Source organism: Methylobacterium sp. Leaf108 (genome assembly GCF_001423265.1).
Taxonomy (GTDB): Bacteria; Pseudomonadota; Alphaproteobacteria; order Rhizobiales; family Beijerinckiaceae; genus Methylobacterium.
The window spans coordinates 66,193-82,336 of the sequence record NZ_LMND01000010.1 but is presented as its reverse complement, the minus strand read 5'-3'; the positions used below and the strand labels follow the sequence as shown (position 1 = coordinate 82,336).

Annotated in this window: 9 protein-coding genes and 1 tRNA gene; 9 read left to right on the top strand and 1 reads right to left on the bottom strand. The window is 64.2% G+C overall.

Annotated elements, in window-relative coordinates:
• Window positions 1–13: 13 nt before the first annotated feature.
• The gene (locus ASF39_RS07915) at window positions 14–664 is read left to right on the top strand and encodes a response regulator transcription factor (RefSeq protein ID WP_056282541.1); all 651 of its coding nucleotides are present in this window, start codon (window positions 14–16) and stop codon (window positions 662–664) included.
• Window positions 665–788: 124 nt separating this feature from the next.
• Window positions 789–1,310 carry a potassium channel family protein gene (locus ASF39_RS07910; RefSeq protein WP_056282539.1) on the top strand — a complete coding sequence of 174 codons (522 nt, stop codon included), beginning with the start codon at window positions 789–791 and terminating at the stop codon, window positions 1,308–1,310.
• A gap of 100 nt (window positions 1,311–1,410) precedes the next feature.
• Here ASF39_RS07910 and ASF39_RS07905 read toward each other — a convergent pair whose 3' ends face one another.
• Window positions 1,411–2,340, bottom strand: coding sequence for a LysR family transcriptional regulator (locus ASF39_RS07905; protein WP_056282536.1), 930 nt, complete (start codon window positions 2,338–2,340; stop codon window positions 1,411–1,413).
• A 657-nt stretch (window positions 2,341–2,997) separates the two neighbouring features.
• On the opposite strand from ASF39_RS07905, the gene ASF39_RS07895 reads away from it, so the two are divergent.
• The 7 genes from ASF39_RS07895 to ASF39_RS07865 all read left to right on the top strand — a co-directional run bounded on the left by ASF39_RS07895 (window position 2,998) and on the right by ASF39_RS07865 (window position 16,054).
• Window positions 2,998–3,741, top strand: coding sequence for a cyclic nucleotide-binding domain-containing protein (locus ASF39_RS07895; protein ID WP_082494433.1), 744 nt, complete (start codon window positions 2,998–3,000; stop codon window positions 3,739–3,741).
• A 373-nt stretch (window positions 3,742–4,114) separates the two neighbouring features.
• Window positions 4,115–4,190: transfer RNA gene (locus ASF39_RS07890), tRNA-Ile, on the top strand.
• A 417-nt stretch (window positions 4,191–4,607) separates the two neighbouring features.
• Window positions 4,608–5,141, top strand: a complete 534-nt coding sequence (locus tag ASF39_RS07885) for a DUF3489 domain-containing protein (protein WP_055883533.1) — start codon at window positions 4,608–4,610, stop codon at window positions 5,139–5,141.
• On the top strand, window positions 5,141–5,722 hold the full coding sequence (locus ASF39_RS07880; RefSeq protein WP_055883530.1) for a DUF2924 domain-containing protein: 582 nt from the start codon (window positions 5,141–5,143) through the stop codon (window positions 5,720–5,722). The genes ASF39_RS07885 and ASF39_RS07880 overlap by 1 nt, the downstream gene beginning before the upstream one ends.
• Window positions 5,722–7,416 (top strand): recombinase family protein, encoded by a 1,695-nt coding sequence (locus ASF39_RS07875; RefSeq protein ID WP_082494432.1) that lies wholly within the window; start codon window positions 5,722–5,724, stop codon window positions 7,414–7,416. Before ASF39_RS07880 ends, ASF39_RS07875 begins: the two co-directional genes overlap by 1 nt.
• Before the next feature lie 728 nt (window positions 7,417–8,144).
• On the top strand, window positions 8,145–13,958 hold the full coding sequence (locus ASF39_RS07870; RefSeq protein ID WP_056282531.1) for a HAMP domain-containing protein: 5,814 nt from the start codon (window positions 8,145–8,147) through the stop codon (window positions 13,956–13,958).
• Complete coding sequence (locus ASF39_RS07865) at window positions 13,955–16,054, top strand: response regulator (protein ID WP_055883524.1); 2,100 nt, start codon at window positions 13,955–13,957, stop codon at window positions 16,052–16,054. Before ASF39_RS07870 ends, ASF39_RS07865 begins: the two co-directional genes overlap by 4 nt.
• Window positions 16,055–16,144 lie beyond the last annotated feature (90 nt).

The following is a 16,144-nucleotide window of genomic DNA, read 5'->3' as shown; positions in this document are numbered from 1 at the left end:
TGGCGGTGCCGACATGACCGCGGTCCTGATCGTCGACGACCATCCCGTGGTGCTGAGCGGCTTCCGGCGCCTCATGGAGGATGCCGGCGTCGGCACCGTGCACGAGGCCTCAGACGTGGTCGGCGCCTACCGGCTGTTCCACCGCCTGCGCCCGCCGATGGTCGTCGCCGACCTGACCTTCCAGGGGAAAGGCCTGTCCGGGCTCGCGTTGATCCGGCGCATCCATGCCCTCGATCGCCGGACCCGCATCCTGGCCTTCAGCATGCACAACGACCCGTTCATCGTCTCGCGGGCCTTGGAATGCGGCGCCATCGGCTACGTCTTCAAGGATGTCCGGACGGCGGAGTTCCTACGGGCCTTCCATGCAGTACGCGCCGGCGAGGGCTACCTCGACCACGGCCTCGCGATCGCCGTCGCGATCCTGCACGCCGCGCCGCGGCGCTCGCCGGTGGCCGACCTCAACGCCCGCGAAAAGCAGATCCTGTCGCTCCTGAGCAAGGGCACCTCCTACCAGGACATCGCCGATGCACTCTCGATCAAGTATCGGACCGTGATCAACAGCTGCTCGACCATGCGCCAGAAGCTGGGGGTCGGCACCCTGGCGGAGTTGATCCAGGTCGCGGTTCGGCAGGCCGATGCCACGGAGGCGTCGGGCTGGGCCTGAGCTGCGGACGATCCGATACACCCGATCGCGGCCGGAGGTGCGCCGCACGGCCTTGATGCAGGTCAAGGCGGCTGGACGCGCGGGATGGGATGCCGATACTGGATCGCGCCCACGGAGCCGCGGCATGCTCATCGCCATGACGGCCAGCGTCGTCCTCGTCGTCACCACGATCCTGGTGCTCTACGAGACCCTGCGCCTCACCTCCGAGCATCTCGCGGAGCTGCCGGTGCCGCCGCGGGTCCGTATCCTCGCCGTGGTGCTGATGACCTTCGTCGGGCACACGATCGCGGTGTGGATCTACGCGGGTGCCTATTGGCTGCTGGTTCTCTGGCTCGGCGACGCCGCTTTCGCGGGTACGCCCGTCACGACCTTCCAGGACTGCCTGTACTTCTCGGTGGTCACCTATACGTCGCTGGGCTTCGGCGACCAGGTACCGGCGTCCCACACCCGGATGATCGCCGGGGTCGAGGCCCTGAACGGCCTCCTGCTCATCGGGTGGTCGGCCTCGTTCACCTATCTGGCGATGGAACGGTACTGGCCCCTCCACGCGAAGAACCCGGCGCCGCGGGAGTCCCCCGTGGCCGCGGCTGACGAGGACGCCGAGCCGGCCCGCTCGCGCCTCTTCCCGCCGACGACGGCTCCGTGAGGCCGGTCTTCGATCGCCGCAGGATGCCTCTCCTCAGGATTCCTCTCGCCCGTCGGCGGGTCGACCGCTGAGGCCGCCGCAGCGGGCGGGGCCCGGTCGATCAGCCCGCCCGTTCGCGTGCGATCTCCTCGGCCGCATCTCGCGGCTGCAGGATCGAGGCCAGCGCGTGGATGGTATCGGTGATGTGGGTCAGCACCACGCGGATACGCGGGGTGTCGCGGTTGTCCTTATGAACGAGGAGGAGGATCTCGGCGCTGGGCGGTTCCGTCGGCACCGGGAGCCGGGTCAGCCGGGGCTCGGCATCGCCACGGAACCGCGCCAGGCAGGCAAGGCCGCCACCGTTGGCGGCCGCCAGAACGGCGGCCTCGTGGCTGCTCGTCTGCAGGACCACGGTGGCGCGCGCGGCCATGTCCGTGATCCAGGTGGATGGGGTCATCTCCTGGGTGTCATCGAGCTGGGTGATGAGGCGGTGGCCGCAGCAGCCGTCGTCGAAATCCAACGCGCCACGATCCCGAAGATACTCGTGGGTGGCATAGACCCCGAAGGCGATGTCGCCGATATGGCGCACGACGAGGTCGTGCTGCTCGGGCTGCCTCAGCCGCAAGGCAATGTCGGCCTCGCGCATGGCGAGGCTGAGCTCGCGCGGATTGGGGATGAGCTCGATCATGATGTCGGGATGCCGCGCATGCAGCTCACCGAAGCTCGGCGCGAGGATTTGCGCGGCCAGCGTCTCGGCGCAGGTGACACGCACGAGGCCGCGAAGCCGGATGTCGCGCCCGGTGACGTCGCGTTCGAGGGCCAGCGCCTCGGCCTCGAGGCATTCGGCTTTCCGGCGCACCTCCTCGCCGGCCAGGGTCGGCACGTAACCCTCCGGGGTGCGGTTGAGGAGACGCACCGCGAGCGTCGCCTCCAGCGAATTCAACCGGCGCCCGACGGTGGATTGCGAGACGTGGAGCACCCTGGCGGCGGCCGAGAGCGTGCCGTGCCGGGCGAGCGCCAGGAAAAATCGCAGATCGTCCCAGTCGAGCATCCGTCACCGGCCATCCATTTATGCATGTCCCCTCGTCGGCTTTGATCACCGACATTCCCGGCGGGAAGGATATACTCGATGTCACGCGACCACCACGGCAGACCGACTGCCGACTGTCGCATCGGTCGAGGCCCGATGCTGGTGCGAGGACGACATCCATGGCGTGCCCACCGACCCGATCCTTCGGAATGGCGGTCCGGCTGATCGCCGGACATCGCCGGGACCCGGCGATGGTGCAGGATCGGGCGGTCCCGACCGCCGTCCGCATCCTGCGGGACCGAACCCTGGCGCAGGCTTGTACCTGCCCCCGCCAGCGGTGGCGGAGGACAAACCCGAGGATCTTCCTGCGGCAGGTACCGCCTCGAACGCCTCCGAGGCTCTGCGCCCTGGGCCGGGGGCGTACCTCACCGATCGCGATCCGCTCGCCGGAGCGCGACGTCGAGGCCGGTATCGCCGCGGCCCCGATGGGGGCCAGCACGATGCTGTCGTAGGCGTCGACCGTATCCGCGTTTTTGGTGGGATGGACCACGGACGCTCACGCAACGCCCCGGCGGCCATCGTCGGGCAGGCGTTGCTGCGGCCCGAGGCCGTCCACGACGCCGAGGCGATTGCGTCTTCGACTGCGACGAGATCGTCTCAAGGCGAAAGGACAGACCCATGTCGATCCATTCTTTGCCGCTCCGTCGAGCGACACCGGCGCCTGCGCGCGCTCTGCCGTCCTGCCTCGACAGCGGGATTCGCAACGCCCGCCTCGTCAGCCAGTCGACCGCCCTGCCGCTGGCCGAGCGGGACGCCCTGGAGCCGCTGAGCCGGCGGATCTCCCTCGACCAGAAGGAAACCCTGTTCGGGCAGGATGAACCGGCCTGTTCGGTGTTCAACGTCACCACAGGCGCGCTTCGCCTGTATCGTATCCTTCCCGACGGACGCCGGCAGGTCACGGGCTTCGCCTTCCCCGGGGACTTCCTCGGCTTGTCGCTCCTCGACCGCTATGCCGTCTCGGCGGACGCCCTCGGGCCGGTGACCGCGTGCCGATTCGAGCGGATCGCCTTCAAGAACCTGCTGCGGGCGCAGCCCGGCCTGCTCATGCACCTGCACGAGATCACCGGCCAGGAACTCTCCCGGGCCAAGGACATGATGATGCTGCTCGGGCGGCGCACCGCCGACGAGAAGGTCGCCGCTTTTCTGACGGGGCTCCAGGCCCGGTACGCCCGGATCGGCCTGTCCGGCGTCACCCTCGAACTGCCCATGGGCCGCCTCGACATCGCCGACCACCTTGGCCTGACCATCGAGACGGTGAGCCGGACCCTGTCGCGCCTCGACCGCGACGGCTGCATCCTGATCGTCCCGGGCGGCGTGCGCATCATCGACCAGACCCGCCTCGACCGCCTGTCGGCCCACTGACGGACGGCGGTGAGCATCCCCCGCGTCACGCCTCCAGAGCGCCGCGCAGGCTTCCGCTGACACACCCGGCAATGGCCAAGGCGTCGATCGCCCGCGCTTCCGGCGAGATCAAGGTCCATCGGATGGCAAGGAGCGGGGCCCGTTCCGAGCGGGAACGGGATTGCGAGCGGCGGCCGACGCGTTCAGCGGAGCGCAACCCACAGGTCCGTCGGCCCCAACGGCATTCCTGTGCAAGCCGGGGCCGAAGACCGGGAGTGCCATCCTCTGGACCGGATCGATCCGGAACCAGCCCGATCGGACCCGTTTCGGCGATACAGCCAGGGTGACGTGACGCGACTCTTCGGCTATCCCGGCGTGCGAGCGTGAGCATGCAGGGCCTGTAGCTCAATGGTTAGAGCCGACCGCTCATAACGGTCTGGTTGCAGGTTCGAGTCCTGCCGGGCCCACCACTCACTCCCAGCGAACCACGGGAGTTCGAGTGCGGCGGGAGACATGCGCAGTCTCAATGACTTAGCAGAAAACAGGCTTTTGGCGGCCCTTTCTCTAAGGTTGTGCTGGGGCGGATCTTTCGGGCGATGTGGGGCGAGTTCTCGCCTGTCGTCGATGCAGCTTCCGCATCATACGCAGCCACGGTGATGGAGACGGGTTCGCAGGCCGACGGAGATCCCGTTCGCTGTTCGCCATGCACTGGCGTGTCGGTCGGTTCCGCGACTTCGGACTGGACTCGAGCCGCGAACGGAGCGGAACTGTCCTGGTCATCGAGGCCGCCGACGCGGTGAGTCCTCCACCCCCTGCCGATCCCTGGTGATCCGCGGGGTTGCGCTGGTGGCAGCAGACCCGCTGCCGGCACCATCGCAAGGTCCACCATGACAATCGACGAGCCCCACCACGCGCTGCTTCAAGCAGCAGCCCAAACCCGCAACCAACTCATCGTCCGGCCCGCCGGGCTGAACTCCCGAGCGGCCAAGCTGCTGTTCGCCAGGCTCTGCAAAACCGCATCGGCGGCCGAGGTCGTGGTCTGCGAGGATGAACCGTACTGGCACAACGACGAGCGCGGTCGGATCGGACTGCGCTTGCCCCCAACCAGCCGGAAGAGGCTCGGACTCGATGGCGATGGCGATGGCTCCGACGCGTCGAAGCTGGTTGCCGATGCGGGGCTCGGTCAGGGTGGGATCGCGCCGAGATCCGGGACGAAGCGGGCGCTGATCGTCGCGATGCTACGGCGCGACCAGGGCGCCACGCTCGTCGAGCTGATGGCCGCCACCGGCTGGCTCGCCCATTCCACCCGTGCCGCCCTGACGGGCTTGCGCAAGCGAGAGCTGCCCCTCACCAAAGCGCGCGATGCCGATGACCGGACCGTGTATCGCCTGATCGACGATGTGACGGCGAAGGCTCGGTGATGGCTGGCGCAATCCCGTCCCCGGCTGCAGGGACATCGTCGCTTGGCGCGATCGGTCCCGAACTCACGCGTGAGATCGAGGGGCTGACCTGCCTCGATCTCGGCGACCTGCGCATCCGCTGGCGACAGCATCTGCGATCGGCTCCGCCGCCGCATCTGTCCCGCACCCTGATGATGCGACTTCTCGCCTATCGTATCCAGGCGAAGGTGCTGGGTGACCTCGATCGCGACAGCGCCCGTTTGCTCGATCGGATCGCAAAAGAACGCCTGCGCCGGCGCGCTGCCGCCGAGCGGGCCGCCAAGCCGAAGGCGGTACCGATCGTCCCGCCGATCCCCGCGCCCGGGCTGCGGCCCGGCACGCTGCTGGTGCGGGAGTTCGCCGGTGAGGTTCACACCGTCACCGTGGTGGCGGGTGGCTTTGCCTGGAAGGAGGCGAGCTTTACCAGCCTGTCGGAGGTCGCCCGCGCGATCACCGGCACCCGCTGGAACGGACCACGCTTCTTCGGTCTGCGCGACAAGGTACCTTCCGGCAACACCGGCGCCGGCACGGCCGCACCTGGGGACGCGGGAGGGGCAGCGTGATGGCATCGCCTTCCAAGCCGCGGCACCCCAGCGCCTCGCATCCCAAGGCCCAGGCTCCCAAGACGCCGGCACTCAAGACGCCGGCACTCAAGACGCTGCGCTGCGCAATCTACACCCGCAAATCCACCGAACACGGGCTCGAACAGGCGTTCAACTCGCTCGACAACCAGCGCGAGGCCGCCGAGGCCTACATCAAGAGCCAGGCGCATGAGGGCTGGCGCCTGTTGCCGGAGCCCTACGACGATGGCGGCGTCTCGGGCGGCAGCCTCGACCGTCCGGCCCTGCAGCGGCTGCTTGCCGAGATCGAGGCGGGACGTGTCGATGTGGTGGTGGTCTACAAGGTCGACCGGCTCACCCGCGCCCTGTCGGACTTTGCCAGGCTGGTCGCGCTGTTCGACGCGCACGGCGTCTCCTTCGTCTCGGTCACCCAGGCCTTCAACACCACCAACAGCATGGGACGGCTGACGCTCAACGTCCTGCTGTCGTTCGCCCAGTTCGAGCGCGAGGTCACCGCCGAGCGCATCCGCGACAAGATCGCGGCCTCGAAGCGCAAGGGCATGCGCATGGGTGGACCGGTGCCGCTGGGCTACCGTGTCCACGACAAGAAACTGGTCCCCTGTCCCGACGAGGCAGAGCAGGTGAGGACGATCTTCGAGCACTACCTCGCGCTCGGCTGCCTGAACGGATTGGCGACCGCTCTGCAGAGCCGGGGCATCCTCACCAAGCGATCTCCGCGTCGCGATGGCACGATCCGCGGCGGCATCGCCTTCACCAAGGGGCCGCTGGCCTATCTGCTGCGCAACCGGGTCTACATCGGTGAGGTGATCCACAAGCACCGGCATTATCCCGGTGAGCACGAGGGCATCGTGCCACGCGAGCTGTTCGAGGCGGTCCAGGTCGCGCTGAGCGAGAAGGCGCAGGCGCAAGCAACTGTGCGAGCCAACATCGGCTCGCTGCTGACGGGGCTGCTCTACGACGACCGCGGCAACCGGATGACGCCGAGTTCGGCCAGGAAAGGGGCTCTGCACTACCGCTACTACGTCTCGCGTGCCCTCGAGACCGGGAAGCGCAGCGAGGCAGGCTCGGTCTCGCGGGTGTCCGCACCGGAGATCGAACAGGCGGTGCGGGACGCACTACGAACGGCCTCTCTCGACCTGGCCGTTCTCTCCGACGCGCTGCCGCCAATCGCCCAGGTCAGCCGCATCGTCGTTCATTCGAGCTATCTGGCGATCAGCTTCGTCCAGTCGGACGAGGCCATGGACGACGACAGGATGGGCGGAGCAGGAACTGGAGCGGGAACTCCTGAGCCATCCCAACTCCGTGTGTCGTGGTCGGCCCGACCAAACCGTCGCCGCCGCGAGATCATACGTGCCGAGGGCGATGAAGAGACCCCATCACTGCGGCCGATGCGGACCGAAACCCGAGCCCGGCTCGTGGACGGGATCGCCAAGGCACGCGTCTGGCTCGACGACCTCGTGGCCGGCCGTGTCAGTGACACCCACGCGATCGCCACGGCGGAAGGCTGCAGCGAGCGCTCGGTGCGCATGACCCTCAACCTCGCCTTCCTCGCTCCGTCCATCGTCAAAGCGGCGATCGAAGGCACACTGCCGGAGGGTTGCGGTATCTCGGCGCTGATGAACGCGCCAATGGCCTGGACAAAGACGTCGATTGCCCTGGGCGGCCATGCTGCGTGACAGAGCACTTCCTGCGCTCGACCGGCTGTAGATATCGCCCTGCCTTGGGACGCTCATTGTTATGTCGTTCCGGCAGCAATGCGCCAGGAGCAGACATCAACCCACGGCCCGGCAGCAGACATTCACGTTCTGCTGAACGACCGTCCGGTGTCGAGCCTTCACAGACCCTCGGAAGGTCCGCTTCGCGGCAGTTTGATGGGCGGTGACGTAAGACCGGGTTGGATAGGTTTCTGCTTGTCTGCTTCTGAGTAGATTACTGATAAATTCGACGTCGCTCAGTTATCGCTAGGCTCCATCTAGGATTCTTCAGGTCGCCGAGGTCCAGGGATAGAACGGAAAAATGAGATCGACTTCACCTGCCCTAATGCGGTCCTGTGCGCTCAGGGTCACGTCTGCATAACAACGACGTGTCCAACTTCCTTTGGCCTGGCAGTTCTTTTCGATTAGCCCGGCTCAAAGACAGCCGGTTAGGTCAGGCGTCTAGGTTCAGACAGAAAATCCACTAAGCGGCTCTTGCCCGATTTTGGACCGACCCTTCCAATATAAAACTGCTAGCCGAACCCTCAGCCGAGCAGCGCTCGCTTTTGCGCAGCACCACGAGTATGCGGCAGGTCCGGATCAAAATCTCCGTCGTACCCGTCGTCGACCGAGGCGCCTGCCTTTGCCCACGCTTTCATATTGAGTGGCGTTACCACCATGCCCTGTCCCACTGTCCCAGGTATGCTCGCATGACTCCCTCGGCCTCGCAGATCGAACCGAAACTGCTTCTGAAAAGCCTCCGCGCCTTCCGCAAAGGCGATTTCTCGGTCCGCCTGCCCCTCGACCTCACGGGTATCGACGGGGAGATCGCCGAGGCCTTCAACGACATCGTCGAGCTGAACCAGGGCTTGTCGCGCGAACTCGACCGGGTCGCTCGCGCGGTCGGCAAGGACGGACGCATTGGCGAGCGCGGAAAGCTGCCCGCAGCAACCGGCGGATGGAACGAGTGCGTCGACTCCGTCAACGCTATGATCGGCGATCTCGTCCAACCGACGACAGAAGTGGCACGCGTCATCGGAGCAGTCGCCAAGGGGGACCTCGGCCAGACCATGCAGATCGAGATCGAGGGCCGTCCGCTCAAGGGCGAATTCCTTCGCATCGGCAAGGTCGTCAACACCATGGTGGATCAGCTCAACTCCTTCGCTTCTGAGGTAACCCGCGTTGCCCGCGAAGTAGGATCAGAAGGTAAGCTTGGCGGTCAAGCGCAGGTGAAGGGTGTCGGCGGCACCTGGAAGGACCTCACCGACAACGTGAATCTGATGGCGGAGAACCTCACGGGGCAGGTCCGCAACATCGCCGAGGTCACTACGGCGGTCGCGAATGGCGATTTGTCGAAGAAGATCACTGTCGACGTGAAGGGCGAGATCCTCGATCTCAAATCGACTTTCAACACGATGGTGGACCAGCTCAACTCGTTTGCGTCCGAGGTGACCCGCGTCGCTAAGGAGGTGGGATCGGAGGGTAAGCTCGGCGGTCAGGCGCAGGTAAAGGGTGTCGGCGGTGTCTGGAAGGACCTCACCGACAATGTGAACATGATGGCGGAGAACCTCACCGGTCAAGTTCGCAATATTGCCGAGGTAACAACAGCCGTGGCTCGCGGTGACCTCTCGAAGAAGATCACCGTCGACGTGAAAGGCGAGATCCTCGCCCTCAAGCTCACCATCAATACCATGGTGGATCAGCTCAACTCCTTCGCCTCCGAGGTGACGCGCGTTGCCCGCGAGGTCGGCACAGAGGGCAAGCTCGGCGGCCAGGCCCAGGTTGAGGGTGTTGGCGGGACTTGGAAGGACCTCACCGACAACGTGAACATGATGGCGGCAAACCTCACGGGACAGGTCCGTAATATCGCCGACGTTACCACTGCGGTCGCGAATGGGGATCTGTCCAAGAAAATCACGGTGGATGTGCGCGGCGAGATCCTGGAGCTGAAGAACACCATCAACACCATGGTGGACCAGCTCAACTCGTTCGCCTCCGAGGTGACCCGCGTTGCCAAGGAAGTGGGATCAGAGGGCAAGCTCGGGGGCCAGGCGCAAGTACGGGGGGTGGCCGGCACCTGGGCTGATCTCACCGACAACGTGAACTTGATGGCGGCAAACCTCACGGGACAGGTCCGCAACATCGCCGACGTTACCACCGCGGTCGCGAATGGGGATCTGTCCAAGAAGATCACGGTGGATGTGCGCGGCGAGATCCTGGAGCTGAAGAACACCATCAACACGATGGTGGACCAGCTCAACTCCTTCGCTTCCGAGGTGACCCGCGTTGCCAAGGAAGTGGGATCAGAGGGCAAACTCGGGGGCCAGGCGCGCGTGGAAGGCGTCGCCGGCACCTGGGCCGATTTGACCAACAACGTGAACCTCATGGCCGAGAACCTGACGGGGCAGGTCCGCAACATCGCTGACGTGACGACGGCTGTCGCGAATGGGGATTTGTCAAAGAAGATCACCGTCGACGTGAAGGGCGAGATCCTGGAGCTGAAATCCACCATCAACACCATGGTGGACCAGCTCAACTCCTTTGCTTCCGAGGTGACGCGCGTCGCCCGCGAGGTCGGCACAGAGGGCAAGCTCGGCGGCCAAGCCCAGGTGAAGGGTGTCGGCGGCGTGTGGAAGGGCCTGACCGACAACGTGAACATGATGGCCGCCAACCTCACCGGCCAGGTTCGCAACATCGCTGACGTGACGACGGCGGTCGCGAATGGAGATCTGTCCAAGAAGATCACGGTGGCGGTCGAGGGCGAGATCCTGGAGCTGAAGTCCACCATCAACACCATGGTGGACCAATTGAATTCCTTTGCGAGCGAGGTGGTGCGCGTCGCCCGCGAAGTGGGCATCGAGGGCAAGCTCGGCGGTCAGGCGCAGGTGCGCGGCGTCGGCGGGACCTGGAAGGATCTGACCGACAACGTGAACATGATGGCCGCCAACCTCACCGGCCAGGTTCGCAACATCGCTGACGTGACGACGGCGGTCGCCAATGGGGATCTGTCAAAGAAGATCACCGTCGACGTGAAGGGCGAGATCCTGGAGCTGAAATCCACCATCAACACTATGGTGGATCAATTGAATTCCTTTGCGAGCGAGGTGACCCGCGTTGCCCGCGAGGTGGGATCTGAGGGCAAGCTCGGCGGTCAGGCGCAGGTGCGCGGCGTAGGCGGGACTTGGAAGGATCTGACCGACAACGTGAACATGATGGCCGCCAACCTCACCGGCCAGGTTCGCGGCATCGCCGACGTTGTGACGGCGGTCGCGCAGGGCGACCTGAAGCGGAAGCTTTCGGTGGACGCCAAGGGCGAGATCGCGGCGCTCGCTGACACCGTCAACGAGATGATCGAGACTCTGGCCACCTTCGCCGATCAAGTCACGAACGTCGCCCGCGAGGTCGGCGTCGAGGGAAAGCTCGGCGGCCAAGCCCGGGTGCCGGGTGCAGCGGGCCTGTGGCGCGATCTCACCGACAATGTGAACCAGCTTGCCGCTAACCTGACGACCCAGGTTCGCGCCATCGCCGAGGTAGCCACGGCGGTGACCAAGGGCGATCTCGCCCGCTCGATCGCCGTCGAGGCTTCCGGCGAGGTCGCATCGCTGAAGGACAACATCAACGAGATGATCCGCAACCTGCGGGACACGACGCTCAAGAACGCTGAGCAGGATTGGCTGAAGACCAACCTCGCCAAGTTCACCCGCATGCTGCAGGGCGAGCGCGACCTCGCTACGGTCTCGAACCTGATCCTATCCGAGATCGCCTCCCTGGTGAACGCGCAGCGGGGCGTCTTCTACATGGTCGAGAACGACGGGACGGAACCCGTGCTCGACCTGATGGCGAGCTACGCCTTCACCGAGCGCAAGAACCTGTCGAACCGCTACAGGATGCGCCAGGGCTTGGTCGGACAATGCGCTTACGAAAAGAAGCGCATCCTGCTGACCAACGTGCCGGGCGACTACATCACCATCGGCTCGGCGCTGGGTGAGGCCGCCCCCCTCAACATCATCGTGCTGCCCGTCCTCTTCGAGCAGGAGGTCCGGGCGGTGATCGAGCTGGCCTCGTTCAACCGCTTCAGCGAGACGCACCAGCTCTTCCTCGACCAGCTCACCGAATCCATCGGCATCGTGCTCAACACGATCGCCGCCAACATGCGGACGGAGGGCCTTTTGAAGCAGTCGCAGCTCCTCACGGGCGAGCTGCAGAGCCGCCAGGAAGAGTTGAAAAAGACCAACGACCGCCTCGAACTGCAGGCCGCTTCGCTTCAGCAATCGGAAGACCTGCTCAAGAACCAGCGCGAACGCCTCCAGACGACGAACGAGGAGCTGGAGGAGAAGGCCCGCCTGCTCGAGATCCAGAAGAAGGAGGTCGAGGGTAAAAACCGCGAGGTGTCGGTCGCGAAGACCGCGCTGGAGGAGAAGGCCGAGCAGCTCTCGCTGACCTCCCGCTACAAGTCGCAGTTCCTGGCCAACATGAGCCACGAACTGCGGACCCCGCTCAACAGCCTGCTGATCCTCTCGAAGCTGCTGACCGAGAACCGGGACGGCAACCTGACGGACAAGCAGCGGGAATTCGCCAAGACGATCAACGCGGCCGGCTCCGACCTTCTATCGCTCATCAACGACATCCTCGACCTCTCGAAGATCGAATCCGGAACGGTCTCCCTCGAAGTCGGCGACGTGCCGCTGCAAGACATTGTGGACCACCTCGACCGGACCTTCCGCCAGGTCGCCGAGGAGCGTCATCTCGCCTTCGCGATCAAGGTCGCCCCAGGCCTGCCCCGGGCAGTGCGTACGGATTCGAAGCGGCTACAGCAGGTCCTGCGCAATCTCCTCTCGAACGCCTTCAAGTTCACCGAGAAGGGGAGCGTGACCCTGCGGCTCGGGTCGGCTGAAGGCTCCCCGCTCCGGTCGGGCAGCCAATGGATGGCCCTCTCGGTGACCGACACCGGCATCGGCATTCCGGAGGACAAGCAGCGCATTATCTTCGAGGCCTTCCAGCAGGCCGACGGTACCACCAGCCGGAAGTATGGCGGGACGGGCCTCGGCCTCGCGATCAGCCGTGAAATCGCGCGACTTCTGGGCGGCGAGATCGTTCTGGAGAGCGTGCACGGCGAGGGCAGCACCTTCACGCTGTTCCTGCCCTTCGAGACTCCCGTGACCTCGGGGGTGAGCCGCCCGATGGAGGTTCACGAGGGCAGCGGGGCCGCCCCGCCGGTGAGCCGGCAACCCTCCGCCGCCATGGCGCTCTCGGCCTCGGCCGACGACCGTCATGCCATCCAGGCCGGCGACCACATCGTGCTCGTCGTCGAGGACGATGCCATGTTCGCCTCCGTCCTGCTCGAACTCGCGCGCGAGCGCGGCTTCAGGGGCCTGATCGCTCAGGACGGGGCAGGGGCGCTCGCGCTCGCCCACCGTTACAAACCCCACGCCATCACCCTCGACATCGGCCTGCCCGACATGGATGGCTGGGCGCTCCTAGACCTCTTGAAGAACGACCTCCGCACCCGGCACATCCCGATCCACGTCATCTCGGTCAACGACGAGAAGAAGCGCGGGCTGAAGGCCGGCGCCTTCGGGTTCCTGGAGAAGCCGGTCGACCGAGAGGGACTGCTGAAGGCCCTCGAACGGTCAAAGGAATTCATCAGCCGGCCCGTTCGCAACCTGCTTCTCGTCGAGGACGACGACAACCAGCGTGCCAGCATCACCGCGCTGCTGAGCGAGGAGGACGTCAAGGTGTTTGGGGTTGGTACGGCCTCCGCCGCCCTCGAAGCCGTGACGGGCGGCCGCTTCGATTGCGCCATCATCGATCTGGGGCTTCCCGACATGGGCGGCTCGGAGTTGATCGAGCAGATTCGGGCCTCCCAGGACGGGGAGGAGCTTCCGATCATCGTCTATACGGGCCGGGAACTGACGGCGGCCGAGGAGCAGCACCTGAAGCAGACGGCGTCCACCATCATCCTCAAAGATCCGCTCTCGTCCGAGAGGCTGCTCGACGAAACCGCCCTGTTCCTCCACCGAGCACTCGGCAACGCACCCGCCGAGGACCCGATCCTGATCGAGCGGAAGGACCCAGCCTCGCTCCAGGGCTGCCGTGTTCTCCTCGTTGACGACGACCTGCGCAACATCTTCTCTCTCACCAGCGCGCTGGAGCAGTACGGGCTAGAGGTCCTCTTCGCAGAGAATGGGCGTGATGGCATCGCGCTTCTGAAGGCCAATCCGAACATCGACGCGATGCTAGTCGACATCATGATGCCGGGGATGGACGGATACGAGACCATGCGCGAGATTCGGACCAACGATGCCTTCCGGACCTTGCCCCTGATCGCCGTCACCGCCAAGGCGATGAAGGGCGATCGCGAGAAGTGCCTCGACGCGGGTGCTTCCGATTACGTGTCGAAGCCCGTCGACATGGATCAACTCCTCGCCGTCCTGCGGGTGCAGCTCGAACGGCGCGGACAAGCCGCCGCCGGCCCGCAGCGCCGTGGGAATGGCGCGGCCGACACTGTTGGGCATGCCCGATGAGGGATTTGCCGCAGCCATCCTCGTGGGACTCAGATCCCGTCGGCGATCCGGGCCGCGCACCGGGGCAGCTTCTGATCCGTGCGAAGATCCTCATCGTCGATGACGACCGCCGTAACCTGTTGGCCGCTTCGGAAGTGCTCGACGAGCCCGGCCTCGAACTTGTGCTGGCGGACACGGCGGAGGAGGCCCTACGTAGAACGTTGCGGGAGGACTTTGCCCTCGTCCTGCTCGACGTGCAGATGCCCCGCATGGACGGCTATGAGGTCGCGTCGCTGATCCGGAGCCGGCCCCGGACTTCCCGTGTGCCGATCCTGTTCCTGACCGCGCACAACAAGGAGGACGTTCACATCTTCCGCGGCTATTCCGCCGGCGCGGTCGACTACGTCTTCAAGCCAATCCAGCCCCTCGTCCTGAAATCGAAGGTCGACGTCTTCGTCGACCTCTATCGCAAGACGGAGGAGATCAAGAGCAAGGCGGCCGCCGAGAAGCAGCTTCTCCTAGAGAACTTGCGGGTGCGCGGCGAAAAGCTCGACGCAGAGCGGGCGCTGCGGCGGAGGGAGGAGCACCAGGCCGCCGTGCTGCGGGGGCTCCCCATCGCCCTCTACACGGCCTCCCTCGGAGAGGCAGACCGAAGCTTGTACTTCACCAATGATAGCATCCAGCGCATCACCGGTTTTCCCTGGGACGCCTTCAAGGCACCGGGGTTCTGGCAGTCACGAATCAATACAGAGGACCGGGTAGAGGTTTTAGACGCCCTCCGGACGGTGGTCGAGACGGGCTCGGCTACGCTCGAATATCGCTGGCGCAACGCGGACGAAGCGGAGAGACACATCCTCGAACAAATCGTCGTCAATGCCGGTGAGGACGGCGCCCCGTCGGAGCTGTTCGGCATGTGGTTCGACGTCTCCGAGCGCAAGGAACTGGAACTCAACCTCCTGCATGCCTCGAAGCTTGAGGCCGTAGGACGCCTGACCGGAGGTATCGCCCACGACTTCAACAACATGCTGAGCATCGTCATCGGTAACCTCGACCTGTTGCTAAGCTCAATGCAGCCAGACGAGAAGACGCGCCGTCGCGTGCAGAACGCTATCGAGGGAGCGCAGCGTTGCGCCGAACTCACCAGCCGCCTTTTAACCTTCTCGCGTCGGTCACCACTGCAGCCCAAGACTTTGAATTTCTCTGATTTTATGCCGGGTCTGATTAAATTGCTAGAACGCACCTTGGGGGAGCGAATAGGCGTCACACTGACCATGGACGAAATTCTTCCCGAAATCTGTGTTGACCACGCTCAACTTGAAGCGGCGCTCATCAACCTCGCCGTTAATGCTCGTGATGCGATGCCGGATGGCGGACATCTCAATATAACGGTTCGACATTCGGACGGGGATACACTGCAGGACGAAAGTACGGGAAGGTCGGTTAAGATCTGCGTTGAAGATACCGGATCAGGAATGTCCCCTTCTGTCCTCGCCCGAGTGTTTGAGCCCTTCTTCACCACCAAAGAGGCGGGCAAAGGTACCGGGCTGGGCCTCAGCATGGTCTATGGTTTTGTTCAGCAAAGCTGCGGAACCATAACCGCCGATAGCATTTTGGGACAGGGAACAAGCATCACGATAATCTTGCCTGCCTCGGTCGAAAGCAGATTTGAGCCATCCGTTCAGACACACACCCATGGTATGACACATCTAAACGGGGCAGGAAGATCTGTTCTCGTTGTCGAGGATGAGGAGGACGTTCGGCAAATTGCCGTTTCGGCTCTAATGGCACTCAAATTCAATGTCATTGATGCAAGAAGCGGCGAAGAGGCTCTTGGGATTTTAGAACAAACCCAAGATATTAAACTTGTTTTTAGTGATGTGAATATGTCAGGTGCTTTGACAGGAATCGAGCTTGGACACATCATTATGCGTCGCTGGCCAAATATACCTGTTCTTCTAACATCAGGTTATATCAGAGAAGATCAAGATACAGCCCCCTTCGACGTTTTGCAAAAACCCTTTCGTGCTTCAGAGATGATAGACAAAATTACTGCGTCATTATCAACTGGTAAGGTGGACGCGTCTGGGTCCGTTACAACAGAAGATTTAAATAAATAATCCCGTCACACATTAATACAAGCATAGTTGTCTCACTCTTTATATTCAGTCCATCGTGATTTAGGCGTTTAGGGCTCGATGTCATTCCGA

Bases quoted from the DNA above. Each gene is read 5' to 3' on its own strand.
- ASF39_RS07915 (WP_056282541.1), top strand. From the start codon at position 14: ATGACCGCGGTCCTGATCGTCGACGACCATCCCGTGGTGCTGAGCGGC.
- ASF39_RS07910 (WP_056282539.1), top strand. From the start codon at position 789: ATGCTCATCGCCATGACGGCCAGCGTCGTCCTCGTCGTCACCACGATC.
- ASF39_RS07905 (WP_056282536.1), bottom strand. From the start codon at position 2,340: ATGCTCGACTGGGACGATCTGCGATTTTTCCTGGCGCTCGCCCGGCAC.
- ASF39_RS07895 (WP_082494433.1), top strand. From the start codon at position 2,998: ATGTCGATCCATTCTTTGCCGCTCCGTCGAGCGACACCGGCGCCTGCG.
- ASF39_RS07885 (WP_055883533.1), top strand. From the start codon at position 4,608: ATGACAATCGACGAGCCCCACCACGCGCTGCTTCAAGCAGCAGCCCAA.
- ASF39_RS07880 (WP_055883530.1), top strand. From the start codon at position 5,141: ATGGCTGGCGCAATCCCGTCCCCGGCTGCAGGGACATCGTCGCTTGGC.
- ASF39_RS07875 (WP_082494432.1), top strand. From the start codon at position 5,722: ATGGCATCGCCTTCCAAGCCGCGGCACCCCAGCGCCTCGCATCCCAAG.
- ASF39_RS07870 (WP_056282531.1), top strand. From the start codon at position 8,145: ATGACTCCCTCGGCCTCGCAGATCGAACCGAAACTGCTTCTGAAAAGC.
- ASF39_RS07865 (WP_055883524.1), top strand. From the start codon at position 13,955: ATGAGGGATTTGCCGCAGCCATCCTCGTGGGACTCAGATCCCGTCGGC.